We start from the raw sequence: 25,602 nt of genomic DNA on the forward strand, positions 1-25,602 counted from the left end.
GGATGCTGGGGGCATCCGGTATCTATACGCTCCATGGAGATCATCGCCCCGAGGAGGTCCCATGCCCGATCCCCGTGCCGGCCAGCCGGCCGAGCCCCGTGATCTGATCGACGTGCCCCGGGTCGTCTCGCGTTACTACACCGAGCACCCCGATCCGTCGGCGGTCGCCCAGCGCGTCGCGTTCGGCACCTCGGGCCACCGCGGTTCGAGCCTGCGCAACGCGTTCAACGAGGACCACATCGCGGCGACCAGTCAGGCGATCGTGGAATACCGCCGGGAGCAGGGCACCGACGGCCCGCTGTTCATGGGCCGCGACACGCACGCGCTGAGCGAGCCCGCGATGATCACCGCGCTCGAGGTGTTCGCGGCCAACGACGTGACCACGCTGATCGACAGCCGCGACGGATACACGCCGACGCCGGCCGTCTCGCACGCGATCCTGACCTTCAACCGCGGGCGTGCCTCCGGCCTCGCCGACGGCGTGGTCGTGACGCCTTCGCACAATCCGCCCGACGACGGTGGTTTCAAGTACAACCCGCCGGACGGCGGCCCGGCCGGCACGGACGCCACCAAGTGGATCCAGGACCGGGCGAACCAGCTCATCTCCGACGGCATGCGCGGCGTGCAGCGGGTCAGCGCGGCGAACACCCGGTCGTCCGACAAGATCAGCGGCTACGACTTCCTGGCCAACTACGTCGACGACCTCCCGGCCGTGATCGACCTCGACGCGATCCGCAACGCCGGGATCCGCGTCGGCGCCGACCCGCTCGGCGGCGCCAGCGTCGCCTACTGGGGCGAGATCGCGGAACGCCACGGCCTCGACCTGACCGTGGTCAACCCCGACGTCGACCCGACGTGGCGCTTCATGACGCTCGACTGGGACGGCAAGATCCGCATGGACTGCAGCTCGCCGTACGCGATGGCGTCGCTGATCGCCCAGAAGGACCGTTTCCAGCTGGCCACCGGCAACGACGCCGACGCCGACCGGCACGGCATCGTCACCCCCGACGCCGGCCTGATGAACCCCAACCACTACCTCGCCGTCGCGATCCGATACCTGTTCTCCTCCCGGGCCGACTGGCCGGGCGGCGCCGCGGTCGGCAAAACCCTGGTCTCCTCCTCGATGATCGACCGGGTCGCGTCCGACCTGGGCCGGCCGCTGCTCGAGGTGCCGGTGGGCTTCAAGTGGTTCGTGCCCGGCCTGCGCGACGGCTCGGTCGGCTTCGGCGGCGAGGAGAGCGCCGGCGCGTCGTTCCTGCGACGCGACGGCGCCCCGTGGAGCACCGACAAGGACGGCATCCTGCTCGACCTGCTGGCGTCCGAGATCCTCGCGGTGACCGGCCGCACCCCGAGCGAGCACTACCGCGACCTGACCGGCCGGTTCGGCGAGCCCGCGTACGCCCGGATCGACGCGCCCGCCACCCGCGAGGAGAAGGCGGTCCTGGCCAAGCTCTCGCCCGAGGCGGTCACGGCCAAGGAACTCGACGGCGAGCCGATCACCCAGGTGCAGACCAGCGCGCCCGGCAACGGCGCGGCGATCGGCGGTCTCAAGGTGGCGACCGAGACCGGCTGGTTCGCGGCCCGGCCGTCCGGCACCGAGGACGTCTACAAGATCTACGCCGAGTCGTTCCGGGGCCCCGACCACCTCGCCACGATCCAAGAGGAGGCGCGGGCCGTGGTGTCGGCCGCCCTGAAGGGCTGATCTTCTCAGCTCCGAAGGCTTCCGGCCGACAGGTATGCCGCAGACATACCGACTAGCCGGGAGCCGTAGGACGCCGATGAGTGAACGCGTGGTGGCCGGCGGCCGGACGGCCGGCCTGGCCCCGGTGCTGGCCGCGGCGGCCACAACCGTGGCGGTCATCGCCTGGCTGGCCGCTGGTCGCCCGGGCGGAGTCGTCGTGGGCCTGCTCGCCGGGCCGGTCGCGCTGCTCGCCGGCACGGTCGCCTGCCAGCGGATCGGCTCGATGATCATGCTGCCGCGGCCGGTCCGCGGCTTCTGGCGCCGCTATTCGCACGCCGGCATCGTGCTGCTGATCGCCTCGGTCGTCGCGATCGTGCGCCACAACGCCGATCCCGGCCTCTCGATCTTCGTGGCCGCCCCGTCCGTGCTCGGCGTGCTGATGGCGATGTCGGCCTACGGCTACCTGCCACTCGGCCGGCGCGGGCCGCTCGCCTGGGCCCGCCTGCTGATCGACGGCGCCACGGTCGCGGTCTGCGGGGCCCTCGTCTTCTGGTACGTCGTCCTCGACCTCGGTCCGGCCGGCACCCCGCAGTCGACCCGGGGCGGCGCCGCCGGTGTCGCGGTCGCCGGCCTGCTCGCCCTGGTGCTGATCGGGGCGGCCGTGATGAGCCCGGAGCGCCCGGTCGACCCGCTCTCGCTGCGGATCCTGGCGGCCGGCCCGGCGGTCGGGATCGCCACCGCCACGATGCTGGTCGCCGGTGGTCAAACCGGCCGGATGTGGCTGTCGCCGCTCGCCCTTCCACTGGCCGCGCTGTCCATGGCCGCCGCCGCGTACCGCCAGCGCCGCATGCTCGGCCGCCCGCCGGCCACCCGGTCGCCGCGCAACCGCACCGCCCACGGCGCGCTGCCGCTCCTGGCCGTGGCCGCCACCGCCGGCCTGGTCGTCACCGTCTCGCTCGAGCAGATGACCGCCCGCCAGCGCGGCGTGATCATCGGCACGGTGCTGATCGCCTTCCTGGTCGTGTCCCGTCAGCTGCTCGGCCTGCGCGAGAACCGGCGCCTGGCCGACAGCATGCGCACCCAGCAGGCCGAGCTCGAGAAGCTGGCGATGACCGACCCGCTGACCGGGCTGGCCAACCGCACCCGGTTCGGCAGCGTGCTGTCCGAGCGGCTCGACTCCCACCAGCCGGTGACCGTGCTGCTGATCGACATCGACGACTTCAAGATGATCAACGACACGATGGGCCCGGCCCTCGGCGACCAGCTGCTCTACCAGGTCGCCCAGCGGCTGCGGAACAACAGCGCGGTCCGCGAGCTCCCGGCCCGCCTCGGCGGCGACGAGTTCGCGGTGCTGCTCTCGCTCGACGAGGCGGCCGACGCCGAGGACGCCGCCGCCCGCATCCAGCAGGCCCTGGCCGAGCCGTTCACGGTCGGCGAACACCACCTGCTCGCCAACGCCAGCGTCGGTGTCGCCATCGCCGGCCCGGGCGACGGCGCCGACGAGGTGCTGCGCAACGCCGACATCGCCATGTACGCGGCCAAGGAAGCCGGCAAGGCGGCCTGGGTCCGCTTCGAGCCCCGCATGCGCCAGGAGGTCGTCAACCACGCCCGCCTCGGCAGCGAACTCCACAACGCGATCATCCGGCACGAGCTGTTCCTGCTCTACCAACCGGTGTTCGACATCGTCACCGGCCGCCTGCACGGCGTCGAGGCGCTGGTCCGCTGGAGGCACCCGGTCCGCGGCCTCGTCTCGCCGGGCGACTTCATCCCGGTCGCCGAACGTTCCGGCCTGATCGTGCCGCTCGGCGCCTGGGTGCTCCGCGAGGCGTGCTCCCAGCTCGCTTTCTGGAAGGGCGAGCACGGGGACGGCGCGATCGAGGCGATCAACGTCAACGTCGCGGTCCGCCAGCTGCGCGAGCCCGGCTTCGTCGACGACGTCGCCGCGGTCCTCTCGGAGACCGGCCTGCTGCCCCGCAACCTGGTCCTCGAGGTCACCGAGTCGTCGGTCGCCGACGGCCGCCAGGTCCGCGAGACCCTGCAGGCGCTGCACGAGATGGGCGTACGGTTGGCGCTCGACGACTTCGGCACCGGCCACTCGTCGCTCAGCCTGCTCCGCGCCTTCCCGGTCGACGTCCTGAAACTCGACAAGTCATTCGTCGACGGCATCGCCGACGGCGAGGACCGCGGCCGCCTCGCGGTGGCGGCGGCGGTGGCCCAGCTGGCCGAATACCTCCAGCTGTCGGCGGTCGCCGAGGGCATCGAGAGCGAGGCCCAGCTCGACCGCCTGCGTGACATGGGCTACCGCCTCGGCCAGGGCTTCTTCATGGCCAGGCCCCTGCCGGCCGGCGAGGCGGGCGCCCTGATGGCGGTCCCGGTGCTGCCGGCGGCCTAGAGAGAAAGGGGCTCGGTCCGATCGGACCGAGCCCTTTCCCGTACGGCGTGATCAGCGCGCCAACCTCACGGACGTAGTTCCGCCAAGGTCGCACCGCCGACGATGCGGGCGATGTTTCCGTCGTGGTCGGCGTCGGCCAGCCGCCGGGCGAGGTCATCCAGGTCGCTGAGGTCGCCGAATCGCGCCCGCAGAACCGCCCGCATCCCGTCGACGCGGCCCTGCTCCAAGCCTTGCTCCCGGTTCCGGCGAGCGATCTCGCGGCCCGACTCCGTTTGCTCGAGAACGTCGTTCATGCCTCTCCTTCGCAGTGCTTCGAGAACCTGGGCGGCGAGTGGACCTCCCACGAGCATACCCAGCTCGATCTGGACCAGCTGTTCCTCGAGGGGGCCGGATGTGGCGATCCGGTCGGCGACCCGTTCTACGAGGTCGTGGGGTGGTTTCTGGGACCACAACGCGAGTGGCGCGAGCGGGCTGTCCAGGAGTGCGCCGGGGTCGAGGTCGTCGGGTACGTTGACCGACCGGTAGTCGAGCCGGGCCTGGTCGCGGCGGAAACGGCCCGAATATCCGCCGCCGAGCGGCCAGACGGCGATCTGGTGGATCCGGTGTTGCGTGCGGGTGTTGGTCATGGTTGCTTCCGCGCCTGTCGGTGGCGCGGGGGAAAAGCTTCCCTCAGAGCATGACTACTAGTCAAGAGACCGGACGTCTCTTGCCTAGGGGGTGGCTCGACGTGGCAAAGACTCGACGTGGCAAAGACAGGAAACGCCCGGCCGGGGATATCCCGGCCGGGCGTCCGATGTCCTGCTCTAGGCGTCGACCTCGTTGCGCTCGTCGGTCGCCCACATCGTGTGGAAAGAGCCGTCCTTGTCCACCCGGTGATAGGTGTGCGCCCCGAAGAAGTCCCGCTGCCCCTGGATCAGGGCCGCCGGCAGCCTCTTGGCCCGCAACCCGTCGTAGTAGGCCAGCGCCGACGCGAACCCCGGCGCCGGAATCCCCTGCGCCGCCGCTGTCGCCACGACCCGGCGCCACGCGTCCTGGGCGCCGCTCACCGCGTCGAGGAAGTAGTCGTCGACCAGCAGCGTCGCCAGCGACGGCGACTTGTCGTACGCCTGCTTGATGTAGTCGAGGAACTTGGCCCGGATGATGCAGCCGGCCCGCCAGATCTTGGCCATCGCGCCCGGGTCGATCTCCCAGTCGTACTCCGCCGACGCGGCCTGGATCTGCTGGAAGCCCTGCGCGTACGCCACGATCTTGGACGCGAACAGCGCCTGCTCGACGTCGTCCTGCAGGTTGCCCGCGTGGGCGCCGGCGCCTGCCGACGGGCCCGGCAGCCCCGCGTCGGCCGCCGCCTTGCGCACGTCGGCGCCGCCGGACAGCGCCCGGGCGAACACCGACTCGGCGATGCCGCTGACCGGCACGCCCAGGTCGAGGGCGGCCTGCACGGTCCAGCGGCCGGTGCCCTTCTGCTCGGCCTGGTCGAGCACGATGTCGACGAACGGCTTGCCGGTCGCCGCGTCGGTCTGCTTGAGGACCTCGGCCGTGATCTCGATCAGGTAGGAGCCCAGGCGGCCCTCGTTCCAGCCCCGGAACACATCCGCGATCTCGGCCGGCGAGTGCCCGCCGACCTGGCGCAGCAGGTCGTACGCCTCGGCGATGAGCTGCATGTCGGCGTACTCGATGCCGTTGTGCACCATCTTGACGAAGTGGCCGGCCCCGTCCGGGCCGACGTGCACGCAGCAGGTCTCGCCGTCGTCGGCCTTGGCCGCGATGTCCTCCAGGAGCGGTCCCAGCGCCTGGTATGACTCCTTCGACCCGCCCGGCATGATCGACGGGCCGTGCAGCGCGCCCTCCTCGCCGCCCGAGACGCCGGTGCCGACGAAGTGCAGGCCGCGCTCGCGCAGGGCCGCCTCGCGACGACGGGTGTCCAGGTAGTGCGCGTTGCCGGCGTCGATGAGCATGTCGCCCTCTTCGAGCAGCGGCGCGAACTCGTCGATGACCGCGTCGGTGGGGCCACCCGCCTTGACCATGATGATCACCCGGCGGGGGCGCTCGAGGCTGGCCACGAACTCCTCGGCCGTCTCGGCCGGCAGGAAGGTTCCCTCGTGCCCGTAGGCGTCCACCAGCTCCTTGGTCCGGCCGTACGAGCGGTTGTGCACGGCGACCGTGTGACCGTGCCGGGCGAAGTTGCGCGCGAGGTTGCGCCCCATCACCGCGAGACCGGTGACTCCGATCTGTGCCTTCTCGGACATGACTGACGTCCTTCCCTGACTCTGCGGACTACGCGTTCATTCTTACGGGATCTTGATGATCACGGTTCGATCTCTCATTCCGATCCCAAATCAGCCGATGTGCGGGGGAGTGATGAACGGACGCCGGTGGTTCGTGGCCGTGACCGGCCTGGCGACCCTCGCCCACCCGTTCCTCGCTTCGGACGCCCGGGCCGTGACCTACTTCGTCTCGGCCGCTCTCAATCTTCCGCCCATCCTCCTCGTGCTGCGCCGGGCGCCGCGCGGGGCCCGGGCGCCGTGGGCGCTCCTGCTGGCCGCGATGGCGGTTCTTTCGCTGGGTAACGCGGTCAACGCGTTCGGCGGCACCAGGCTGACCGGCATGGCCGAGATGTGCGTCACGATCGGCCACGGCTGTCTGCTCGCGGCCGCGATCGCCCTGGTTCTGCTGCGCGGCCGCAACGACATCGGCGGCATCCTCGACCTCTCGGTGGCCGCGGTCGCGGTCGGCGGGCTCGCCTGGACCACGCTGCTGTATCCGAGGCTGCGGGAGCTCGGCGCGGCGACCGGCGACCAGACCGCGATCCTGGTCAGCATCCTGGTGCTGGCCGGGGTGCTCGGGGCCCTCCTGCGACTGTGGCTGACCGACCGCCGGCAGCCGACCGTCGGCTGGTTCCTGACCGCGCTGGTGCTCGCCCTGGTCGCCAACACCCTGTTGGCCCGCCTCCAGGGCAACATCGTCACCGGCCGGGGCGGCGCGATCGAAGTGATCTTCATGGTCGCGTACGGCTGTGTCGGCCTGGCCATGCTCTCGCCGTCGGTCGATGAGCTGATGCGTCCCGGCCGGGCCCCGGCCGACCAGCTCACCACCGGCCGCCTGCTGTTCCTCGGGCTGGCGCTGCTCGCCGACCCGGTGGCCGCCGGCGTCCGGCAGATGCTCGGGTTGCCGGCCGACGGCCCGCTGCTGACCATCGGCAGCCTGCTGGTCACGCCGCTGGTCATGATCCGCGTCGGCCGGCTCGCCAAGCAGCGCCAGGAGGCCGAACACCGGCTGCGCCACCAGGCCACCCACGACCAGCTCACCGGCCTGCCCAACCGGGCCGAGCTGCTGGCCCGGCTGGCCGCCGAGCTGCGGGCCGAGCGCGGCGGCGAACCGGCCGTCGTCCTGCTCTTCTGCGACCTCAACGGCTTCAAACAGGTCAACGACCGGCTCGGCCACGAGGCCGGCGACCAGCTGCTGGCCGGGGTCTCGGCCCGGCTCGGCGCCGGCCTGCGGGCCGGTGACACCGTGGCCCGGTACGGCGGTGACGAGTTCCTGGTCCTCAGCTCCGCACCGGGGGAGCAGGACGAGACCGCGCGCCGCCTCACCGCACACGTCGAGGACGCCCTCGCCGCCCCGTTCCGGCTGGCCGGCGAGCAGGTCACGGTCGGTGCCAGCATCGGCGCCGTCGTCTCCGACGGCACGCTCGGACCGGACGAACTGATCTCCCGCGCCGACCAGGCCATGTACGCGGCGAAGCAGCGACACCGGGCGGGGGTGCGCGCCGGTTAAGATCCGGGCGGCGTACTCTTCCAGCCATGCCGACGGGAACCCAGTTGCTGGAGTCCGGCACGAGATGAGGCGCGGCGAGATCTGGACCATCGGCGACCGCACCGATCTGCGCTACCGCGTGCTCGTGCTCTCCGGCGACATGTTCAACGACCGGAAAAACGCCGCTCCGTTCTGTGCCCCGATCGTCCGCCAGCGCGGCGCGACCGAGTTGCCGCCGTTCGCGATCGCCCTCAGCGAGCAGGACCCGATAACCGGTGTGGTCGTGGTCAACCGGATGCGCCGCCTGCCGGCCGCGGTCGGCGCCGAGCGGCTCGGCATGGTGACCGGCGCCAGCATGGTCCGGCTCACCGAGGCCATGCGCGATCTCTTCGAGATCTAAGAGATTCAGGTCGAGATCTGAGAGATCGCAAACCCTCGACGCACTCCATCGGCTGACGCCCTGCCGGGTGACCTGTGTGGTAAGACACCGCAGGTCCGGGCCCGGTCCGGATGATCGGCTGATGCGCCCCCTCCGGCCCACGGCGTATGCAGGAACCGCATCCGTCCTGGGGAGGAAGAAAAGGTGAACGGCGTCTATGCGGAGGCGGTCGGCCATTTACGCCCGGCCGACGGCGAGGCCGAGCGCGGCACGATCGACCGGGCGGTCGGTCTGCTGGCCGGCCGGGCCCGCTGCCGCGTCGCCGAGGCGCACCGGCACCTGCTGCGCACGGCCGGCGAGCGGCACCAGGCGGTGGCCGAGGTCGCGGCGTCGGTGCTGCGCCTGCTCGACACCGCCGACCCGGCCGGTCTGCCCGAATCGCTGCCCCGGATGGTCGACACCGCGCTGGACGGCCCGGGCCTGGCGCCGCCGGTCGCCCCGTTCCGCCGGTTCGAGCCGTGGCTGGCCATGGTGCAACGGGTCCTCGACGTCGTGCCCGGCATGACGGCGTTCCTGGTCCCCGAGCGCGACGACCGCGGCGCCCTGACCGACCTGATCTGGGCGGCGGCCAGCCCCGAAGCGGTCGCCGTCAACGGTCTGCGCGGCAGCCGCCTGATCGGCACCCGGGTCAGCGCCCTGCCGGGCGTGGTCGGCAGCGAGCGGTGGACGGCCTACGAGTCCGTTCTCGACACCGGGTGCCCGGCCGAGGTCACCCCGTTCCGGGTCGGCGACGCCACGTTCTCGGTGCGGGCGCACCGGCTCGGCCAGGGCCTGGTGGTCAACTGGATCCGGCAGGCGGGGGAGCGGCCGGGGGCGGCGGAGCGCCTCGCCGGCACCGAACGCCTCGGCAACCTCGGCTGGGGCGAGTGGGACCTGGTCAGCGGCGAGATCTACTGGTCGCCGCAGCTCTACCGGATCTACGAGCGCGACCCGGACCTCGGCCCGCACAGCATCGAGGAGGGCGAGGCGATGGCGGTGGCCGACGACCATTCGCTCCGGGTCGCCGCGCTGCACGCCTTCCAGCGCCAGGAGACGATCGACATCACGACCCGGATGCGGGTGGGCGGGCGGATCAAGCACCTGCGTACGGTCGCTGACGCCGTCCGCGACGCGGCCGGCAACCCCCTGCGGGTCTATGGCATCGTCCAGGATGTCACCGATTCCGAGGCCGGCGCCCGGCGCCTGGCCGAGGTCGAGCGGCAGCTCGACGAGCAGCGCCGCACCCTCGACGCCGAGCACAAGATGGCCGGCGAGCTGCAGCGCATCATCCTGCCGCTGCCCGACGGGCCGATCGAGCTGCCCGGGGTCAAGGTCGCGGTCCGCTACCTGCCGGCCGGCCAGGAGGGCCTGGTCGGCGGCGACTGGTACCACGCGGCCGAACTGCGCGACGGCTCGGTGCTGCTGGCGATCGGCGACGTGGCCGGTCACGGCACACCCGCGGCGACGACGATGGCCCAGCTGCGGCACGCGGTGCGCGCGCTGTCGGTGACGACCGGCGACCCGGGCACGCTGCTCGGCCACCTCAACCAACTGGTCTGCGACCTCGAGCGGGAAACCCCGGAACTGTCGGCCACCGCGGTCATCGCCCGCTTCGATCCCGTACGCCGTGAGCTGCTCTGGGCCCAGGCCGGCCACCCGCCTCCGCTGTTGAGCCGCGGCGGCCGCACCGCGCCGTTGCGCCGCCCATCGGGCCCGCTGCTCGGCGTGGTCGAGGACGCCGCCTACCCGACCGCCCGCCTCGACTTCCACCCCGGCGACCTGCTCCTGCTCTACACCGACGGCCTGGTCGAACACCGGCGCCGCGGCCTCGACGACGGCCTGGCCAGCGTGATCGCCGCGGTCGACGACGCCGTACGCGCCTCGCCCGAACAGCCACTCGGCCAGGTCCTGTCCCGCCTCCGCCAGGCCAACCCCGACGACGACACGTGCATCCTCGCCGTCCGCCCGACCACCGGCGCGACCCGCGACCTGCGCGGCTACCTCAACCGCGGCTGAGCCTCCCGCCACCGACGACGTGGTGACCTCCCGCGGTCGCCTGGTGACCGAAAAGGACGACCGGGGCGGTCCGGGCGGATCAGCCACCGCCGTCGTCGTCGCGCCGCCCCCGCGCCCACTGGCCCGGGAAACAGCTCGAAATCGCGGCCGCAGGTCATCCTGCGGTTTCCCGGCCCCCGGGCCCGCCCGCCCACGGTTTCATTGCTTCGAGCTTCGCCGAAGTACGGCTTCGCTCGTCAGCCGTTTTCCGCGCTGACAACGGTGTCGGGTGCCTCCCAAGTGGTTCGCAGTTGCGTCCTTGTTCTGGCCTGGTGGTCGAACAAAGCTCAGCGGTGGCCGGGACTTCCGGCCATGGAGGCCAGTCACAGCGAGGCGAGGTTTGATGACCGCCGCAACGATGCAGACGGTGCCGCCGGATCCCACCGGCGCCGCCACGCCGACCGAGTTCGCCCACCGCCTGAGGGCGCTGATGGCCGCTCGCCGACGCTCACTAGACAGCGTCGCCCGCCGCAGCCGCGACGCCGGCACGCCGATCTCCCGGGCGACCGTCCACAACCTCATCAGCGCGGCCGGGGGCGTCCCCCGCCGCGACACGCTGGTCGGATTCCTACGGGGGTGCGGGGTCCCACCCCGCGAGCAGATCCGCTGGCTGACCAAGTTCGACGAGGTCTACCCGGCCGTCCGCCGAGGCCCGGCGGCACCACCGGCCCGCAGCTGCCCGGCCTAGGGACCCCAGCCCCACAGGGGAAGGCCACCAGCCACCGCGGGTGGTGCCGCCGGCCCGCCGCTCACCCGCCGGCCCACGACTCGTGCGGCCCGCGGGCCCACGACGGAGGACTGCGCTCAGCAGCCCCGACCCGCGCGGCCCGCAGGCCCACCACTTGGGACTGCCGTCAGCAGCTCCCGGCCCGCGATCTGTATCCGGCGGCCCGCAACCTGGCCGCGACCCGCACCTGGCGGCCCGCGATCCTGCGGCCGCACTCGGCCGCCGGACCGCCAGCCGGTGCGCCTACGGGCCGGTCCTTACTCGGCGGCGTCAGTCCGCGCCCGGCGAGGCAGGGCCGGCTCGTCCCCGGTGCGGCCTACTTCAGCGCCTCGGCGAGCAGGTCGTAGGTCTCGTCCACCGCTCCGGCCGTGCTCGGCACGACGACCGCCTCCGGGTGCAGGCGGACGACGTCGAGCAGGTCGTCGTGCATCTTCGCCAGGGCGGCCGGGCCACCCCTCTGTTCGAGGAGCCGGTGGTGGTGGCGGATCCACGGGTCGTCGCTGGTCTCGGCTCGGTGGGTGAAGCGTTCGATCGCCGCCTCGCGGTCGGCGAGCAGGATGACCTCGCGGAAGTCGGCGCCATGGTCGTGGGTCAGCTTCTCGATGCCCGCGATCTCGTCGGCGCTCGCCAGATATTGCGGCAGCACGACGTCATAGCCGCCGTCCAGGTGGGTCGCCGCCATCGCCCGCATCAGCGACCACACCGCCGGCCAGGTGTCGGTCTGCTCGTCCTGCCAGCCGCCGACCAGGAGGTGCAGGGTGTCGACGTCCAGGTTGAGGGTGCCCGGGTGCCGGCCGGCCCAGAGCCCGGCCAGTGTGGACTTGCCGATGCCCGGCGGGCCGTTGAGGTGGACAAATACTGCCATTCGGGCACCCTACCGTGCGATCACGGCCGGCCGCCGCGCCGATCGCCTGTCCGACCATCAGCCCGGTCGAGTAGGTAGTGGCGCCGAGCGCGAGGCTGCCGATCGAGATGGCCGCCATCATCACGGCCCCGGGCAAGGGACGCCGCCCGCGGCTGGTCGGTGTGATCCCGACGCTCGGCGCCAATCGGGCCGGGCTGCTGCGCGGCCTCGCGGATCAACCTAGCTCGCGCAGGGCCGCGTCGAGCGTGGTGAAAACCTTGTCGGAGCCGCCCTCCCAGTGCGGCTTCGGGTCGGGCTGGCCGGGTGCCGGGGCGTACAGCCACCAGATGTTCCGCCAGGGGTCGAGCATCCGGCCGAGGGTCGCCTCGCCGTAGAACGGGGTCGGCTCGGTGACCGTGCGGGCGCCCCGGTCACCCGCCCGCCGCAGCACCGTCGCCACGTCGCGCACCCACACCTGCAGCAGCGCGGGCCGGGCCGGCCAGCCGTCGAGCCGGTCGGCGACCATCAGGTCGACCGTGCCGAGGCGCAGCTGGGCGTGGATGAGTTTGCCGTCCGGCATCGGCGTGCGGGCCTCCGGCGTCTCCGCGACGTCGAATACCCCGGCCACGAAGTCGACGAAGCCGGCCGCGTCGTCGACGATCACGAACGGGTTGACCACCGCACTGCCGGTGGGCACAGTCTGGTCGGGAAGAAGAATCATGCCGCCATCCTCGCGCTTCATACGGTCAGTTCCCGACCGCAATAAGGGAGAAAGCCGACCGCAACACGGGAGAAAGCCCGACCGCAACACGGGAGAAAGCCCGACCGCGACAAGGGAGAAAATCCGAGAGAGAAGGCGGGACAATGATCAAGAAGATCGACTGTGTCATGGTGCCGGTCGGGGATCTCGAGGAAGCGGCCGCCTTCTACACCCGGGTCTTCGATCTGCGCCGGCTGTGGCAGGACGAATCGTCGGTCGCGCTGGGGATGCCGGAGACCGACGCCGAGATCGTGCTGCACACGATGGCGTTGCCGTCCGACGTGAACGTGCACTACCTGGTCGACGATGTATTGTCCGCAGTCGCTACCTACGCGGAGCGGGGAGCGGTGACAAGGACAGCGCCGTTCGATATTCCCGTGGGACGATGTGCGGTGCTGGAGGATCCGTACGGAAATCCCGTGTGCCTGCTCGATCTTTCGAAAGCCCGAAGGGGGTAGCGTGCCCGTCGACGAGGGTCCGACACTGCGGCGCCGGCGGCTGGGCGCCGAGCTCCGGCGGTGCCGCGAGGCCGCCGGCCTGACCCAGGAGCAGGTGTCGCGCCGGTTCGAGTGGCACGCGGCCAAGGCCAACCGCATCGAGACGGCCCGGGTCTCGGTCACGCCCCGCGATGTGCGCGATCTGCTCGACCTCTACTCGGTCCACGACGAGGCCTACCGCGAGGAACTGCTCAATCTCGCCCGCGCGTCCCGGGAGAAGGCGTGGTGGTCCGAATACCGTGATGTGGTCCGTCCCGGTTCCTACATCGCGATGGAGTCCGAGGCGTCCGAAGTGCTCAACTGGGAGCCCGATGTCGTTCCAGGGCTACTGCAGACCGAGGCGTACATGCGGGCGCTCTTCTCGGTTCATCCCGAGGCGTCCGGGGAGCGGTCGGTCGCCATTCGCCGGGAGCGGCAGCGCCGTCTCACCGGCGACCATCCGATCGAGTTGTCGGCGCTCATCGACGAGTCGGTCATTCACCGGCAGATCGGCGGTCCGCAGGTCATGTGCGAACAGCTCGGCCATCTGATCGAGCTGTCGGAACTGCCGTCGGTGACGTTGCGCCTCCTTCCTTACGCCGCGGGCGAGCACCCGTTCCTGGGCGCCTCGATGGCCATTCTCGGGTTCCGCGACGCCCCCGGGCTCGACGTCGTCTACGCCGAGGATTTCGGCCAGCAGCACTACATCAAAAATCCGGACGAGGTGCGCCACTGGCGGGCCGGATTCGATCGCCTGAGCCGGTCCTGCCTCGACGAGTTCGCGACGAACGCGCTGATCAAGGCCCAACTGTCAGGCTAGCCGGGTCGTGGCCAGGGCGGCGGCCAGCAGCAGCCCCAGCCCGTTGGTCGCCCAGTGCAGCGCGGCCGCCGCGAGCAGGCTCCCGCTGCGCCGCCGCAGTTCGCACAGCAGCAGCCCGGCCAGCGCCGTGAAGGCCACGGCCCCGAGCACCGGCCAGATGCGCGACGCTCCCAGCACGGCCCCGACGGCCTGGTTGGCCTGTCCGAGCCGCAGCGACGGCAGGATGTGCCACAGGCCGAACAGGACCGACGAGGTGACGCTCGCCCAGGTCGCCCCCCGGTGCTTGCGCACCAGACCCAGGAGTACGCCGCGGAACGCGACCTCTTCGAGCAGTACGGTCCCGATCGGCACGACGATGAAGGCCGTCAGCAGCGCCGCCCCGAGGTGCAGGTGGTAGCGCACGTCGTGGAACGCGGGCCGCGTCCAGGGCAGGGCGATCCCGATCCCGTAGACGACGGCCACCGCGAGCACGGCTCCGACCGCGTACTTCAGGCCGGGGAGCAGTGTGCGCCGGGACAGCCCGAGGTCGTGCCAACCGAGCCCGGCCTGCCGGGCGAGGAGCACCAGCCCGGCCGCGACCAGGGGTCCCGCGACGAGCCCGGTGTGCCGGGGCCCGTATTTGTCGGCCACGTTGACCGCGGCCAGTATCGCCAGCACAGCACCGAAGACCAGGAGGAGGCGTCGTCGCGAGATAGGCATCGCCGGGCAACGCTACCCGCCGGCCGGCGGGGAGGACGGCGGGGGCGTCCGCCGAAGTGCGACACAACACCCGCCGGGCGAGGAGTCGGGAATCGCCGCGTAGCCGGGCGAACTGCCGGCCATGCCGGTGACGAACGACAGCGCGATCCCGCAGATCAGCGACCCGTGCCGGGCGGCCAGCGAATGGAACGGGCAGTTCCTCAGGCGAATGAGGTCGTCCGTGATGTCGGGCTCGAACCCGAGCGCCGCCAGGTCGGCCACCGAGTGTGCGGTGCCCTGGTCGAACGCCACGTCGTCCGGCGGCCGGTGTGAGAGGTAGGCGGCCGCGAGCACGTCGGCGATCAGGTCGTCGCGCCGCGCCGGGATGGTGATCGCCACCTCGCCGAGGGGCCGATAGACCTTGGGCGTGCGCCCCCGGCCGCGCGGGCCGGCCGGCGCCTCGTAGCGCGCCTCCAGTAACCCGGCCTCGACCAGCTTGTCGAGGTGGAACGCGGCCAGCCCGCGCGACACCCCGGTCGCGGCGGCCGCCTCCTCGCGGCCGACCGGGTGATCCTGGCGCCGAACATAGTCAAACAGCGCACGCCGGGATGGATCGACCAACGTCGCGACGACATCCCAGCGGTCCGGCATCGGCCGAGAATATCACCAACGAGCGCTATTGAAATTCGAACTATCTCCGGGGCAGGATGACGGGGTCGGACCCGACCGGAGGAGCCCGAGATGACCATCCAGGCCGAGCGCATCACCCACGAGCAGGCCGTTCGCGATCCCGGCGAGGCCGAGCGCGCGGCCGCCGCGTTTCTCACCGCGCTGGGGCTGGACATCACGTCCGCGTCCCTCGCCGAGACGCCGGCCCGCATGGCGCGGGCCTACGCCGAGCTGCTCACCCCGCGCGACTTCGCGCTGACCACGTTCGACAACGACGAGGGCTACGACGAGCTGGTCCTAGCCCGCTCGATCCCGATCCGCTCGGTCTGCGAGCATCACCTGCTGCCGTTCGTCGGCGTCGCCCACGTCGGCTACCTGCCCGGCGAGCGCATCCTCGGCCTGTCCAAGCTGGCCCGGGTCGTCGAGCTGTTCGCCCACCGGGCCCAGGTGCAGGAGCGGCTGACCAAGCAGATCGCCGACTGGCTCGACCTGCACCTACGCCCGCGTGGCGTGGGCGTGGTGATCGAGGCCGAGCACATGTGCATGACGTTGCGCGGCGTGCAGGCCGTCGGATCCCGCACGGTGACCAGCACGATGCTGGGTACTCTGCGCGACGACGCTCGTTCTCGCGCCGAGTTCCTGGCCGCGGCTGCGGTCGGGCCGAAATGAGAGAGGGTATTCCCAGATGACTGCCGACCGCACGTTCGTCATCGTCGGCGCCGGCCTCGCCGGCGCCAAGGCCGCCGAAACCCTGCGGGGCGAGGGCTTCGAGGGCCGGATCCTGCTCATCGGGTCGGAGACCGAGCGACCGTACGAGCGTCCGCCGCTCTCCAAGGGTCTGCTGCTCGGCACCGCGGACCGCGACGAGCCGTTCGTCCACCCCGAGTCGTGGTACGCCGAGAACAACGTCGAGTTGCGGACGGGCGTGACCGTCACGGAGATCGACCCGGCCGCCCACACCGTCCGTACGGCCGACGGCGAGACCATCGGCTACGACAAGCTGCTGCTGGCGACCGGCGCCTCCCCGCGCACGATCCCGGTGCAGGGCGTCGACCGGGCCCTGACCCTGCGCACCTACCCCGACTCCGACCGCATCGCCGCGCAGGTGCGCGAGGGCACGAAGCTGGTCGTGATCGGCGCCGGCTGGATCGGTCTCGAGGTGGCCGCGGCCGCCCGCGAGCGCGGCGCCCAGGTCACGATCGTCGAGTCGGCCTCCCTGCCGCTGCAGCGCGTGCTCGGCGACCAGATGGCGTCCGTGTTCGCGAAGATCCATCGGGAGCACGGCGTCGACTTCCGCTTCGACGCCCAGATCGAGGAGATCACGGCCGACCGCGTACGCCTGGCCGGCGGCGAGGAACTCGACGCCGACGAGGTGATCCTGGCCGTCGGCGTCGCGCCGAACGTCGGCCTGGCCACCGACGCCGGGCTCGCGGTCGACAACGGCGTGCTCGTCGACGCCCGCCTGCGCACCAGCGACCCCGACATCTTCGCGGCCGGCGACATCGCCGCGGTCGATCACCCGCTGCTGCACACCCGCGTACGCGTCGAGCACTGGGCCAACGCGCTCAACGGCGGCCCGGTCGCCGCCAAGTCGATGCTCGGCCAGGACGCGGAGCAGGACTTCCTGCCCTACTTCTTCACCGACCAGTACGACCTCGGCATGGAGTACGCGGGCTGGGTCGCCGCCGACGCCAAGCCCGAGGTGGTCATCCGCGGCGACCTGGACGGGCGCGAGTTCATCGCGTTCTGGACCCAGGACGGCAAGGTGCTGGCCGGCATGAACGTCAACGTCTGGGACGTCAGCGATCAGATCCAGGACCTGATCCGGGCCGGGCTCAAGGGCACGACGGTCGACGCGGCGCGCCTGGCCGACCCGGAGGTCCCGCTGGACGGCCTGCTCTCATGAGCGAGGCCCTCGACCGCCTGCGGCGCTGGGAGGACTCCGGCGCCACCTGGCGTATCGTCGTGCGCCGCCCCGGCGACGTCGAGATCGCCCTGCTCACCTGCGACGCGGGTGAGCAGGTCGACCGCATCGTCACCGCCGACCGCGAGGTCCTCGACTATGTGGACCGCGCGGCCGGCGAGGACTGAACGGGGCGGCGGGAAGAAGTCCGCTCGAATAGTGTCATTCCTATGTGGATCTCTCGGCCGCGTGCCGTACTGCTGTCCCTGACCGCCGCCACCGGCCTCGTCGCCGGCGTTTCGTCCCCCGCCCTCGCCGCCCCGGGTGACGCCTCGGTCGTCCTCTCGGCCGACCTGACGTCGGCCCAGGGTGACGGCTGCGCCCAGCCGGCGGTTCAGCTCGGCGACGGCACGCTCTCCGTCCAGGCCCAGACCGGCGCCGACTCGTCGCTGCTGCTCTCCGGCGGCTCGGCCACCGCCACCGAATGCGTGCTCGAGGTCCACCTCCAGCTCGACCAGCCGGCCCGGGTGCGCGCCTCGCAGTACGTGCTGACCGGCTCGGTCTCCACGACCGCCGGCACCTCGGCCGGCCGCTTCTTCGAGAGCTCGCTCGACGGCACGAACTGGTACGGCCAGCGCACCACGTGGCCGGCCGGCAGTGTCGGCCCGTTCGCCCAGGGCGGTGGCTCGCACTTCGACCCGTGGTCGGACTGCGCCACCGACGTCGACCTGTCCTTCCGGGTCGGCCTGTCGCTGAACTCGGCCACCGGCGTGTCCGCGGCCGACTCGACCGGCCTCGACGCCCCGAACGGCGCCGTCGCCGAGCTGGACACCGACTCCGGCGCCTGCTGATCGGTCGCTGTACCCTCGCCGGGCGGCGCCGCGGTCGCGGTGCCACCCGGCCGTATCCCGATGGAGAGTGGCGTGCGAGCACTTCGCCCGGTCGTGCTGGTGCTGTCGCTGGTGGTCGCCGCCATGGTCGCCGTCGCCTTCCTGCCGCCCCTGCTGTTCGCGCTGGCCAGCCACAACGCCGAAAAGGCCGCGAGCCAGAGGCGGGCCGAGATCGAGCAGCACGTCGAGGCGTACGCGGCCCGCGTGGTCGCGGCGAGCCCGACCCCGGCCGGGCCGCCCGCCGCCGACCTGCGGGAGCCGTCCTACCGCGGGTCGCTCGACTACGTCGCCGAACGCTCCGGCACCGCCCTCACCGCGCTCTGGGTCAAGGCCGGCGAACGGACCGGCGGACTGCTCGGCGCCTACGACATCCAGGAGTGTTACACCATCACCTTCCGCGACCTCGGCACGGCCGGCGCGACCTTCCAGGTCACCCACCTGCCGGACTGCCGGGCCGTCGACGCCAGGATCACGGCCGGGCGGGTGAGCGCGCGCCCGACCCCCAGCTGAGCCCGTTCCCGCCGGGACGCTCGGGATTCTCGGCGCGCGACACGAGCCCCTGAGCCACTGTCCGGCTCACAGGAGTGGCCGCTGGTCAGGCTTCGGCGAGCGCCGGCTCCGGCGTACCGGAGGAATGGGAAGCGCCGACCCGGCGCCGGGCCAGCCGGCCCGAGACCCGGTGGCCGCCCGCCATCACGACGACGACCAGAACCGTCTCGGCCGGGCCGTAGACCCTCGTCGAGGCCGACGCGGTCTTCGGCGGCGCCTCGGGCAGGTCCCCGGCCTTCGTGCCGGCCGGCGCGACCTTCGCGGCGTCGGCCTGGAAGGCCTGGTTGCGGGCCGAGCCGTGCAGGAACGGCGCGACCATCAGCACGCTGAGGCCGAGCAGCACCTCGAGGGCGACCGTCACCGGGAACTCGCGGAGCAGGATCACCCGCACCGGCCGCGTGTCGCCGGCCGCCCGGAGCGCCGGGGCCCAGAACGCGGCCCGGCGGCCGGCCGGCACCGTCCAGGTCGTCCACGAGACGAAGCTGTCCACGAACGGTCCCAGCGGCGTCGAGGGCGGCGGCACCGCCGCCAGCAGCGTGCCCTCGATGTCCCGGCCATGCATGGCTGTGCCAACTCCTCCCGGTCGTTGAACCGAGAAGCGGCTCGATGAACTGCCAGGTCAGAGACCGGTGAAGGTCGCGTTGACCACGGCCCGGGAAACGGCGGGCGATTCGGGGGCACCCATGTGAAGCGGATTCACCGAATAGACGAGCCGCCGGGACAGGTCACCGGTCGACGCCATCGCGTTGTTGTAGCCCGGCCGGTCGCCGCTCTTCGCCCAGATCGTGACCCCGTTGAGGACCGTCCGCGTGAACGGGGCCCCGATGTCCGCCCGCTTCGTCGCCGACCCGAACACCGGCACGTCCGGAATCGTGAACATCTCCTCCAGCTCGGCCGGCGGCAGCAGCCGCCCGCCGAACAGCGCCACCAGCACCCGGTCCAGATCGGGCGCGGTCGAAATCATCGACGCGGCCGACCATTGCAACGACGGATTCGCCGCGCTGATATCGATCCAGCCCTCATCGGCCGCCTCATAACCGTGCACATGGGGCCCCGGAATTCGCGGATCGTCGGCCGGCGTGCTCGTGCCGGCCAAATGCAGCGGGTCGATGATTCGCCGGTGCACCTCGGACGCCCAGCTGTGCCCGGTCACCCGCTCCACCAGCAGGCCGAGCACCAGGTAGTCGATGTCGGCGTACCGCTGCGCCGACCCGGGCGCAAAACTCGGCCACCGCGAGGTGTCGAGGTGCGCGTCGTGCGGCACGTGATCGAACCGGTGCTCCAGAAACCATTCCGGATCCTTGGTGTCGACGTTGAAAACGCTGTTCAGCCCGCTCGTGAAGTCGAGCAGATCGCGAACCGGAATGGCCGGATAGCCTTTCGGGAACTCGCGCGGAAGATAGCACTCGACCGGCTTTTCGAGATCAATTCTGTGCTCGGCCACCAACTGCAACACAACGACGGCCGTGAACACCTTGGTGATCGACCCGACCCGGAACCGGCTGTCCGCTCGCGGCGGCGCCGGATCGTGCAGCGAGGTGATTCCCGAGGTGCCGGCCCACTCGCCGGCCGACCCTCTGACCTGCACCAACGCCGCACTCGCCTCGCCGTTCGGCAACCCGGCGATCGCGGCGGCGAGTCTGTCCCCATCGAGCGGGGGAAGGCCTGCCGCGGCCTCGGCGCGGGCCGGGCCGGGCGAGGCGGCCACCGCGATCGCGGCGGCAAGAGCGACAGCAACCGTACGGGGAGAGACCGTCATCGAATCAGTCTGCGTCCACTGTGTCCGGTAGCGCGACCCCGCCTCGCCCTTCCGCCCGCTTTATTCGGGTGCCCGGCTCGCGGGGAGCTGCGAAAATTCCGTCGTGCCCCGGAAACCCGACGTGTCCTGCGTCTTCGTCTGCCACGACGGCCACGGCCGCATCCTGCTCGCCCGCCGCTCGGCCGGCGCCCGCGACGAGCCCGGAGCCTGGGACTGCGGCGCCGGCGCGATCGAGTTCGGCGAGAGCTTCGAGGAGGCCGTCACCCGCGAGGTCACCGAGGAATATTCGACCGCCCCGCTCTCGATCGACCTCCGCGGCGTCCGCAACGTCCTCCGCGACGACCCGCCCTCCCACTGGGTGGCCGTGATCTTCGCCGTCCGCGTCGACCCGGCCGCCGTCCGCATCGGCGAGCCCCACAAGTTCGACGATCTCGGCTGGTTCACGCCGTCCGGCCTGCCGTCCCCGCTCCACTCCCAGCTCCCGGCGACGCTCGCCCTGGCCCGCCCGTCGTGACCGTCGAGCTGGCGGTCCGCTTCCCGGTCGACGACATCGCCCTCAGCGCCCTGCACGCCCGCGCCTTCGGCGGCGGCGACCCCGCCCCGGCCGACGCCGACCCGTGGGCGACCCGCCTCCGCAACCACGCCCTGACCTGGATCGGCGCGTTCGACGGGGGAGCACTGGTCGGTTTCGTCCAGGTCGCCTGGGACGGCGGCGCCCACGCGTTCATCCTCGACACCATGGTCGACCCGTCCGCCCAGGGCCGGGGCATCGGCAGCGCCCTGGTCGCCGCGGCCACCGCCGAGGCCCGCAACGCCGGCTGCGACTGGCTCCACGTCGACTTCGAGGACCACCTGACCGACTTCTACCTCGACCGCAACGGCTTTCGCCCCACCCGAGCCGGCCTGATCGACCTCACCTGAGCGGCTGGGGCCAACCTGCCGCCCGGGCAGCCTGACCCCAACACCTCTCAAATCCTCGTTGTCACGGCATCAGCGCAAATCACTCCCCCCGAGTATCCGACCGGGCCGCCGGTTTCCGGCAGCGATAGCAGGGCGTCCAGGGCGGCCCGCCATTCCGGGACCGCCCTGTCGACGAGCGGGAGGACGAGGGCGTCGATGATCTCGTCGCTGACCGGCTTGCCTGCCTCCAGCGCCCGGCGTAGGTCGGCTCGGGCCTGCTCGGCGGCGGCCCAGCGGGGCCGGTCACCGCTGCCGGGAAGCTCGATGGTGGCCGCGGCGAAGCCCTCCGCCGCGCAGCGCCGGGCCCGAGCCGCCAGACGGGGATACATCTTGCGCAATCCGAGCGCGGGATGGCCGAGCAGGACGAGTGCTCGCGAACGGCGCTCCCGGGCGACCTATCGCCCGACCGTGACCCCGAAGGGGAGCACCCATGTCGAAACGTTCACGGGTACCACCTCCTCAGTCTCTTGCACGGCCCCGGAAAGCTAGCAGCGGCCACCGTGATCAGCAAAAGGTTTCCGCGCAGGCTCGATGGTGGATAGACCGGCCGGCCGCACACGGTCAGGTCACCGATCACGTCCGACGACCTGTCCGCCGTGCTGCCTTCCCACAGTCCCGCTCTGACCAGCTGGCCGCCGTACCGCGACGAATACACCGCCGGCCCGCCCAGCGCCTCGCCCCGGTAGTCGGCCAGCCGCTGGGCGCGGGCGGGGCTCATCCCGTGCGGGAACGGATGCTCCAGCACCGGGTCGGCCAGGCGCCGGCGGCTTCGTAGAGGAGCAGAAACCAATGGTTGCCGCCGTCACTATTGCCCATGCAAGCTTCGGGTCTAGGGTGAAGGACGAAGATCCACTGGTGGGAGGCGTCGCCGATGGCCGAGAGTGTCGTGATTACGGGCATCGGGGCGGTGACGCCGCTCGGGCTCGACCGGGAGAGCACCTGGGCCGCGCTGCTGGCCGGCCGTTCCGGGGCCGGCCCGATCACCGCCTTCGACGCGTCGCGGCTGCCGACGAAGTTCGCCGCCGAGGTGAAGGGGTTCGACCCGGCGACCGTCCTGGAGGGCAAACGCCTGCGCCGCTCCGCCCGCTTCACCCAGTTCGCCATTTCCGCCGCCCGCGAGGCGATCGCCGACGCGGGCCTGGCTGCCACGGCCGACGCGGGCGGTGCCGTGCCCAGTCCGCCGCCGGAGGGTGGGACCGGCGTCACGCTCGACCCCGACCGTACGGGTGTCGTCATCAATGCCGGGGTGGCCGGCTTCGACACGATCGAGGCGGCCTCGCTGATCCTGCACGAGCGCCGCCCGGGGCCCTACTTCGTGGCCTCGTCGCTGACCAACATGCCGGCCTGCGAGGTCGCGATCGACCTGGGCGTGCACGGCCCGGTCACCGCCTCGGCGCTGGCCTGCGCGAGCGGCAACTACGCCCTGGTCGAGGCGGCCCGCCTGATCCGCTCGGGTGAGGCCGACGTCGTCGTCTGCGGGGGCACCGACGCCGGTGTCACCGAGAGCCTGATGTCCGGACTCTCGGTGATGGGAGCCCTGTCGAAGCGCAACGACGACCCGGCCGCGGCCAGCCGGCCGTTCGACGCCGACCGGGACGGGTTCCTGTTCGGTGAGGGCTCCGTGATCATGGTGCTGGAGTCGCGAAGCCACGCCGAGCGGCGCAACGCCCGGGTCTACGCCGTGATGGCCGGTGGCGCGCTGACCTCGGACGCCTTCCACGTCAGCGCACCCTCGCCCGAGGGCACCCACGCCACTCGGGCGATCACCCGGGCGCTGGCCAACGCCGGCGTCGACCCGTCCGAGATCGACTACATCTGCGCGCACGGGACGAGCACGAAGGCCAACGACCGCACCGAGACGATGGCGATCCACCACGCGTACGGCGAAAGCGCGGCGAATATCGCCGTGAGCAGCCCGAAGTCGATGGCCGGGCATCTGATCGGCGCGGCCGGCGCCCTCGGCGCGATGGCCGCCGTGCTCGCGATCCGCGACGCCGAGGTGCCGCCGACGATCAACCTGACGACCCCCGACCCGGATTGCGATCTCGACTATGTGCCGAACGTGGCCCGCGAGATGCCGGTGCGGGCGGCTGCCGCCCACGCGTTCGGCTTCGGGGGACAGAACTGCGTGGCGGTGTTCACAGCAGACAAATAGCACGAAACGTGCACGCATGAGCTACAGCTACGACCCCTCCGTCTTCCATGCTCACCGCGGCTCAGGCAAACCCCATAAGTCGGACGTATACGCCGCAAACCACCGGGTAGGCCTCTGTCATGACCGACATCGCGGCGATCGCCCGCCCGCTGCGCGACGAGGGGGATCTCGACGTCCTGCTCGACCGGGCCGCCCGTGCCCGGGTCGTGCTGATCGGGGAGGCCAGCCACGGAACTCACGAGTTCTACACGTGGCGGGACGCGCTGACCCGGCGGCTGATCGCCGAGTGCGGCTTCGACCTGGTGGCGGTCGAGGGGGACTGGCCGGACTGCGCCCGGGTCGACGCCGCCGTGCGGGGCGAGCCGGGCGCGCCCGACGACCCGCGGGCGGCGCTGCTCGCCTATGAACGCTGGCCGACCTGGATGTGGGCCAACGAGGAGGTCGTCGACTTCACGAGGTGGCTTGCCCATGTCAATACCGGGAAACGAGGAAACGTCGGCTTCCACGGCCTCGACCTCTACTCCCTGTGGGAATCCCTCCACGAGGTGCTGGTGTGGCTACGGGAACACGACCCGGAAGGAGTCCCCGCGGCACTCGAGGCGTACCACTGCCTCGAACCCTTCCACGAGGACCCGAACGCCTACGCCTACGCCACCCGCTTCGCCGACCACAACTGCGAGGACGCGGTCGTCCGCATGCTGGTCGAGATGCGCGGCCGGAAACTCCCGGCCTGGCAGAACGCCGAGGTAGTGGCCGGCGCCGAGCGCTACTACCGCACGATGATCCAGGGCGGCCCCGCGTCGTGGAACGTCCGCGACCGCCACTTCGACGAGACCCTCGACCGTCTCATGAGGAGTTACGGAGACGACGCCAAAGCCGTCGTCTGGGCCCACAACACCCACGTCGGCGACGCGAGGGCCACCGACCAGGCTCGCCACGGCGAGGTCACCCTGGGCGAATTGGCCCGGGAACGGTACGGCCCGGAAAACGTGTTCCTGATCGGCTTCGGCTCCCACCACGGCACCGTCGTGGCCGGCCGCGACTGGGGTGCCCCGATGGAGCTGATGGGTGCCCCGGCGGCCCGGCGCGGTTCGCTGGAGGACGTCCTGCACGAGAAGGCGCCGGAGAACGCCCTTTTCGTCTTCCCGCCCGTGGGCCGGCGCCCGGACCTGCTGGTCGACGAGATCGGCCACCGCGCGATCGGCGTCGTCTACCGCCCCGAGCGCGACAGCTGGGGCAACTACGTCCCGACGGTGCTCGGCGACCGTTACGACGCGTTCGTCTGGCTCGACGAGACCCACGCCGTACGCCCGCTGCACACCCTCAAGGTCGACCGCCGCGAGCCCGAGACCTACCCGAGCGGCGTCTGATCGACGGTCCCGTGCCGGGCCGGGATCGCCGCCCGGCGCGCGTCGTTGACCGCCCGCTCACCGCGCGACCGCCCGTTCGACCAGCGTCATCACGTCGTCCAGGTTGGCCCGGAACTCGGCGCCGGCGTCCGGGTAGTGGTCCAGATAGCCGGCCACCGCCTCGTGCCCCGGCAGGTCACCGGTCTCGAACTGCGCCCGCCGTTCGGCCGGATCGAGCGTGCCGGCCCCGAAACGCCCGCTGACCTCCGACGTGACGTGCCCGAGGACGAACGTGCCGAGCATCCGTTCCAGCCGCGGCACCTCTTGCGGCGGCACCCCGGCCGCCAGCAGCAGCCGATAGACCGCCTCGACGAGGCGAAGAGCCGCCGGGCTCACCGCGGGCCGGGCCAGGAGGAGCGGGAACGCCGCCGGATGGCTTGCGCCGATTTCCCGTACGCCGTAAGCGAGGCGTTCCAGCGCCTCCCGCCACCCGATGCCGTCGGCCGGGAGCTCGACCTCGGACAGCATCTGCCCGAGTACGCCGTCGAGCAGTTCCTCCTTGTTGCGGAAGTAGCCGTAGAGCGCCATCGGGGTGAGCCCGAGCCGCTGGGCCACCGCCCGCATCGAGACCGCGGCCAGCCCGCGCTCGTCGGCCAGCGCGAGCGCCGCTCCGAGAATCTCCGGCCGCCGGGAGTCCTTGAGTTTCCGCACCGGAGCAGTCTACGGTGTAGACCGTCAGTCTACGGTGTAGACCAAGGAGGAGA

The 25,602-nt window shown here is 71.7% G+C and carries 28 protein-coding genes; 17 read left to right on the forward strand and 11 right to left on the reverse strand.

All coding sequences use genetic code 11. The annotated features are described in order from the left end of the window. The first annotated feature begins 61 nt into the window (after positions 1–61). Complete coding sequence (gene pgm, locus AB0M88_RS06765; protein ID WP_364096472.1) at positions 62–1,702, forward strand: phosphoglucomutase (alpha-D-glucose-1,6-bisphosphate-dependent); 1,641 nt, start codon at positions 62–64, stop codon at positions 1,700–1,702. 76 nt (positions 1,703–1,778) lie between these two features. Further along, on the forward strand, positions 1,779–4,073 hold the full coding sequence (locus tag AB0M88_RS06770) for a bifunctional diguanylate cyclase/phosphodiesterase (protein WP_364096475.1): 2,295 nt from the start codon (positions 1,779–1,781) through the stop codon (positions 4,071–4,073). Positions 4,074–4,138: 65 nt separating this feature from the next. Here the strand turns inward: AB0M88_RS06770 and AB0M88_RS06775 are convergent, their stop codons facing one another. Continuing rightward, entirely contained in the window at positions 4,139–4,699 is a 561-nt protein-coding gene (locus AB0M88_RS06775) for a hypothetical protein (protein WP_364096478.1), read from the reverse strand. Positions 4,700–4,876: 177 nt separating this feature from the next. After that, positions 4,877–6,319, reverse strand: a complete 1,443-nt coding sequence (gndA, locus tag AB0M88_RS06780) for an NADP-dependent phosphogluconate dehydrogenase (protein ID WP_364096481.1) — start codon at positions 6,317–6,319, stop codon at positions 4,877–4,879. A 112-nt stretch (positions 6,320–6,431) separates the two neighbouring features. Between gndA and AB0M88_RS06785 the strand changes: the two genes are divergently transcribed. The 4 genes from AB0M88_RS06785 to AB0M88_RS06800 all read left to right on the forward strand — a co-directional run bounded on the left by AB0M88_RS06785 (position 6,432) and on the right by AB0M88_RS06800 (position 10,987). After that, positions 6,432–7,847, forward strand: a complete 1,416-nt coding sequence (locus AB0M88_RS06785; RefSeq protein WP_364096484.1) for a diguanylate cyclase — start codon at positions 6,432–6,434, stop codon at positions 7,845–7,847. Between the two features lie 64 nt (positions 7,848–7,911). Next, positions 7,912–8,226 (forward strand): type II toxin-antitoxin system PemK/MazF family toxin, encoded by a 315-nt coding sequence (locus AB0M88_RS06790; protein WP_364096487.1) that lies wholly within the window; start codon positions 7,912–7,914, stop codon positions 8,224–8,226. A gap of 183 nt (positions 8,227–8,409) precedes the next feature. Then, complete coding sequence (locus tag AB0M88_RS06795) at positions 8,410–10,260, forward strand: SpoIIE family protein phosphatase (protein WP_364096490.1); 1,851 nt, start codon at positions 8,410–8,412, stop codon at positions 10,258–10,260. A gap of 382 nt (positions 10,261–10,642) precedes the next feature. Next, positions 10,643–10,987: a helix-turn-helix transcriptional regulator gene (locus AB0M88_RS06800; RefSeq protein WP_364096493.1), complete on the forward strand. Its 345-nt coding sequence runs from the start codon at positions 10,643–10,645 to the stop codon at positions 10,985–10,987. A 355-nt stretch (positions 10,988–11,342) separates the two neighbouring features. On the opposite strand, the gene AB0M88_RS06805 is transcribed toward AB0M88_RS06800, so the two are convergent. Then, entirely contained in the window at positions 11,343–11,891 is a 549-nt protein-coding gene (locus AB0M88_RS06805) for an AAA family ATPase (protein WP_364096496.1), read from the reverse strand. 214 nt (positions 11,892–12,105) lie between these two features. Further along, positions 12,106–12,591 (reverse strand): VOC family protein, encoded by a 486-nt coding sequence (locus tag AB0M88_RS06810; protein WP_364096499.1) that lies wholly within the window; start codon positions 12,589–12,591, stop codon positions 12,106–12,108. Between the two features lie 143 nt (positions 12,592–12,734). Between AB0M88_RS06810 and AB0M88_RS06815 the strand changes: the two genes are divergently transcribed. Together AB0M88_RS06815 and AB0M88_RS06820 are read left to right on the forward strand one after the other, a co-directional pair. Continuing rightward, positions 12,735–13,088, forward strand: a complete 354-nt coding sequence (locus AB0M88_RS06815) for a VOC family protein (protein ID WP_364096502.1) — start codon at positions 12,735–12,737, stop codon at positions 13,086–13,088. A gap of 1 nt (position 13,089) precedes the next feature. Continuing rightward, positions 13,090–13,926, forward strand: coding sequence for a helix-turn-helix transcriptional regulator (locus AB0M88_RS06820; protein ID WP_364096505.1), 837 nt, complete (start codon positions 13,090–13,092; stop codon positions 13,924–13,926). Here AB0M88_RS06820 and AB0M88_RS06825 read toward each other — a convergent pair. Together AB0M88_RS06825 and AB0M88_RS06830 are read right to left on the reverse strand one after the other, a co-directional pair. Continuing rightward, a complete protein-coding gene (locus AB0M88_RS06825) occupies positions 13,918–14,625 on the reverse strand; it encodes a type II CAAX endopeptidase family protein (RefSeq protein WP_364096508.1) in 708 nt (235 codons plus the stop codon). The genes AB0M88_RS06820 and AB0M88_RS06825 overlap by 9 nt on opposite strands. A 12-nt stretch (positions 14,626–14,637) precedes the next feature. Beyond that, positions 14,638–15,255: a helix-turn-helix domain-containing protein gene (locus AB0M88_RS06830; protein ID WP_364096511.1), complete on the reverse strand. Its 618-nt coding sequence runs from the start codon at positions 15,253–15,255 to the stop codon at positions 14,638–14,640. A gap of 90 nt (positions 15,256–15,345) precedes the next feature. Here AB0M88_RS06830 and folE point away from each other — a divergent pair, with 90 nt between their 5' ends. From folE to AB0M88_RS06855, 5 genes are all read left to right on the forward strand, one after another. Then, positions 15,346–15,942 carry a GTP cyclohydrolase I FolE gene (folE, locus tag AB0M88_RS06835; RefSeq protein WP_364096513.1) on the forward strand — a complete coding sequence of 199 codons (597 nt, stop codon included), beginning with the start codon at positions 15,346–15,348 and terminating at the stop codon, positions 15,940–15,942. Between the two features lie 16 nt (positions 15,943–15,958). Further along, positions 15,959–17,179, forward strand: coding sequence for an FAD-dependent oxidoreductase (locus AB0M88_RS06840; protein ID WP_364096516.1), 1,221 nt, complete (start codon positions 15,959–15,961; stop codon positions 17,177–17,179). Further along, complete coding sequence (locus tag AB0M88_RS06845) at positions 17,176–17,364, forward strand: hypothetical protein (protein ID WP_364096519.1); 189 nt, start codon at positions 17,176–17,178, stop codon at positions 17,362–17,364. The genes AB0M88_RS06840 and AB0M88_RS06845 overlap by 4 nt, the downstream gene beginning before the upstream one ends. A 42-nt stretch (positions 17,365–17,406) precedes the next feature. Beyond that, the gene (locus tag AB0M88_RS06850) at positions 17,407–18,027 is read left to right on the forward strand and encodes a hypothetical protein (protein WP_364096526.1); all 621 of its coding nucleotides are present in this window, start codon (positions 17,407–17,409) and stop codon (positions 18,025–18,027) included. 72 nt (positions 18,028–18,099) lie between these two features. Continuing rightward, positions 18,100–18,576, forward strand: coding sequence for a hypothetical protein (locus AB0M88_RS06855; protein ID WP_364096529.1), 477 nt, complete (start codon positions 18,100–18,102; stop codon positions 18,574–18,576). An 85-nt stretch (positions 18,577–18,661) separates the two neighbouring features. Here AB0M88_RS06855 and AB0M88_RS06860 read toward each other — a convergent pair whose 3' ends face one another. Continuing rightward, positions 18,662–19,177, reverse strand: a complete 516-nt coding sequence (locus AB0M88_RS06860; RefSeq protein ID WP_364096532.1) for a hypothetical protein — start codon at positions 19,175–19,177, stop codon at positions 18,662–18,664. Between the two features lie 57 nt (positions 19,178–19,234). Further along, positions 19,235–20,374 (reverse strand): serine hydrolase domain-containing protein, encoded by a 1,140-nt coding sequence (locus tag AB0M88_RS06865; protein ID WP_364096535.1) that lies wholly within the window; start codon positions 20,372–20,374, stop codon positions 19,235–19,237. Positions 20,375–20,477: 103 nt separating this feature from the next. On the opposite strand from AB0M88_RS06865, the gene AB0M88_RS06870 reads away from it, so the two are divergent. Together AB0M88_RS06870 and AB0M88_RS06875 are read left to right on the forward strand one after the other, a co-directional pair. After that, positions 20,478–20,888: an NUDIX domain-containing protein gene (locus tag AB0M88_RS06870; protein WP_364096538.1), complete on the forward strand. Its 411-nt coding sequence runs from the start codon at positions 20,478–20,480 to the stop codon at positions 20,886–20,888. Continuing rightward, complete coding sequence (locus AB0M88_RS06875) at positions 20,885–21,295, forward strand: GNAT family N-acetyltransferase (protein ID WP_364096541.1); 411 nt, start codon at positions 20,885–20,887, stop codon at positions 21,293–21,295. The genes AB0M88_RS06870 and AB0M88_RS06875 overlap by 4 nt, the downstream gene beginning before the upstream one ends. A gap of 47 nt (positions 21,296–21,342) precedes the next feature. Here AB0M88_RS06875 and AB0M88_RS06880 read toward each other — a convergent pair whose 3' ends face one another. Together AB0M88_RS06880 and AB0M88_RS06885 are read right to left on the reverse strand one after the other, a co-directional pair. Then, complete coding sequence (locus AB0M88_RS06880; protein ID WP_364096544.1) at positions 21,343–21,663, reverse strand: hypothetical protein; 321 nt, start codon at positions 21,661–21,663, stop codon at positions 21,343–21,345. 113 nt (positions 21,664–21,776) lie between these two features. Beyond that, complete coding sequence (locus AB0M88_RS06885; RefSeq protein WP_364096547.1) at positions 21,777–22,124, reverse strand: hypothetical protein; 348 nt, start codon at positions 22,122–22,124, stop codon at positions 21,777–21,779. 81 nt (positions 22,125–22,205) lie between these two features. Here AB0M88_RS06885 and AB0M88_RS06890 point away from each other — a divergent pair, with 81 nt between their 5' ends. Both AB0M88_RS06890 and AB0M88_RS06895 read left to right on the forward strand, forming a co-directional pair. Further along, entirely contained in the window at positions 22,206–23,489 is a 1,284-nt protein-coding gene (locus AB0M88_RS06890) for a beta-ketoacyl-ACP synthase II (protein WP_364096550.1), read from the forward strand. A gap of 119 nt (positions 23,490–23,608) precedes the next feature. Further along, entirely contained in the window at positions 23,609–24,859 is a 1,251-nt protein-coding gene (locus AB0M88_RS06895; RefSeq protein WP_364096553.1) for an erythromycin esterase family protein, read from the forward strand. 57 nt (positions 24,860–24,916) lie between these two features. On the opposite strand, the gene AB0M88_RS06900 is transcribed toward AB0M88_RS06895, so the two are convergent. After that, on the reverse strand, positions 24,917–25,549 hold the full coding sequence (locus tag AB0M88_RS06900; protein WP_364096556.1) for a TetR/AcrR family transcriptional regulator: 633 nt from the start codon (positions 25,547–25,549) through the stop codon (positions 24,917–24,919). Between the last annotated feature and the right edge of the window lie 53 nt (positions 25,550–25,602).

It is taken from the genome of Actinoplanes sp. NPDC051411, assembly GCF_040682075.1.
Classification (GTDB): Bacteria; Actinomycetota; Actinomycetes; order Mycobacteriales; family Micromonosporaceae; genus Actinoplanes.

What these genes read in the sequence shown, in the direction of transcription:
- pgm (WP_364096472.1), top strand. Translation starts at nt 62, where the DNA reads ATGCCCGATCCCCGTGCCGGCCAGCCGGCCGAGCCCCGTGATCTGATC.
- AB0M88_RS06770 (WP_364096475.1), top strand. Translation starts at nt 1,779, where the DNA reads ATGAGTGAACGCGTGGTGGCCGGCGGCCGGACGGCCGGCCTGGCCCCG.
- AB0M88_RS06775 (WP_364096478.1), bottom strand. Translation starts at nt 4,699, where the DNA reads ATGACCAACACCCGCACGCAACACCGGATCCACCAGATCGCCGTCTGG.
- gndA (WP_364096481.1), bottom strand. Translation starts at nt 6,319, where the DNA reads ATGTCCGAGAAGGCACAGATCGGAGTCACCGGTCTCGCGGTGATGGGG.
- AB0M88_RS06785 (WP_364096484.1), top strand. Translation starts at nt 6,432, where the DNA reads ATGAACGGACGCCGGTGGTTCGTGGCCGTGACCGGCCTGGCGACCCTC.
- AB0M88_RS06790 (WP_364096487.1), top strand. Translation starts at nt 7,912, where the DNA reads ATGAGGCGCGGCGAGATCTGGACCATCGGCGACCGCACCGATCTGCGC.
- AB0M88_RS06800 (WP_364096493.1), top strand. Translation starts at nt 10,643, where the DNA reads ATGACCGCCGCAACGATGCAGACGGTGCCGCCGGATCCCACCGGCGCC.
- AB0M88_RS06805 (WP_364096496.1), bottom strand. Translation starts at nt 11,891, where the DNA reads ATGGCAGTATTTGTCCACCTCAACGGCCCGCCGGGCATCGGCAAGTCC.
- AB0M88_RS06810 (WP_364096499.1), bottom strand. Translation starts at nt 12,591, where the DNA reads ATGATTCTTCTTCCCGACCAGACTGTGCCCACCGGCAGTGCGGTGGTC.
- AB0M88_RS06815 (WP_364096502.1), top strand. Translation starts at nt 12,735, where the DNA reads ATGATCAAGAAGATCGACTGTGTCATGGTGCCGGTCGGGGATCTCGAG.
- AB0M88_RS06825 (WP_364096508.1), bottom strand. Translation starts at nt 14,625, where the DNA reads ATGCCTATCTCGCGACGACGCCTCCTCCTGGTCTTCGGTGCTGTGCTG.
- AB0M88_RS06830 (WP_364096511.1), bottom strand. Translation starts at nt 15,255, where the DNA reads ATGCCGGACCGCTGGGATGTCGTCGCGACGTTGGTCGATCCATCCCGG.
- folE (WP_364096513.1), top strand. Translation starts at nt 15,346, where the DNA reads ATGACCATCCAGGCCGAGCGCATCACCCACGAGCAGGCCGTTCGCGAT.
- AB0M88_RS06840 (WP_364096516.1), top strand. Translation starts at nt 15,959, where the DNA reads ATGACTGCCGACCGCACGTTCGTCATCGTCGGCGCCGGCCTCGCCGGC.
- AB0M88_RS06845 (WP_364096519.1), top strand. Translation starts at nt 17,176, where the DNA reads ATGAGCGAGGCCCTCGACCGCCTGCGGCGCTGGGAGGACTCCGGCGCC.
- AB0M88_RS06850 (WP_364096526.1), top strand. Translation starts at nt 17,407, where the DNA reads ATGTGGATCTCTCGGCCGCGTGCCGTACTGCTGTCCCTGACCGCCGCC.
- AB0M88_RS06860 (WP_364096532.1), bottom strand. Translation starts at nt 19,177, where the DNA reads ATGCATGGCCGGGACATCGAGGGCACGCTGCTGGCGGCGGTGCCGCCG.
- AB0M88_RS06865 (WP_364096535.1), bottom strand. Translation starts at nt 20,374, where the DNA reads ATGACGGTCTCTCCCCGTACGGTTGCTGTCGCTCTTGCCGCCGCGATC.
- AB0M88_RS06880 (WP_364096544.1), bottom strand. Translation starts at nt 21,663, where the DNA reads ATGTATCCCCGTCTGGCGGCTCGGGCCCGGCGCTGCGCGGCGGAGGGC.
- AB0M88_RS06890 (WP_364096550.1), top strand. Translation starts at nt 22,206, where the DNA reads ATGGCCGAGAGTGTCGTGATTACGGGCATCGGGGCGGTGACGCCGCTC.
- AB0M88_RS06895 (WP_364096553.1), top strand. Translation starts at nt 23,609, where the DNA reads ATGACCGACATCGCGGCGATCGCCCGCCCGCTGCGCGACGAGGGGGAT.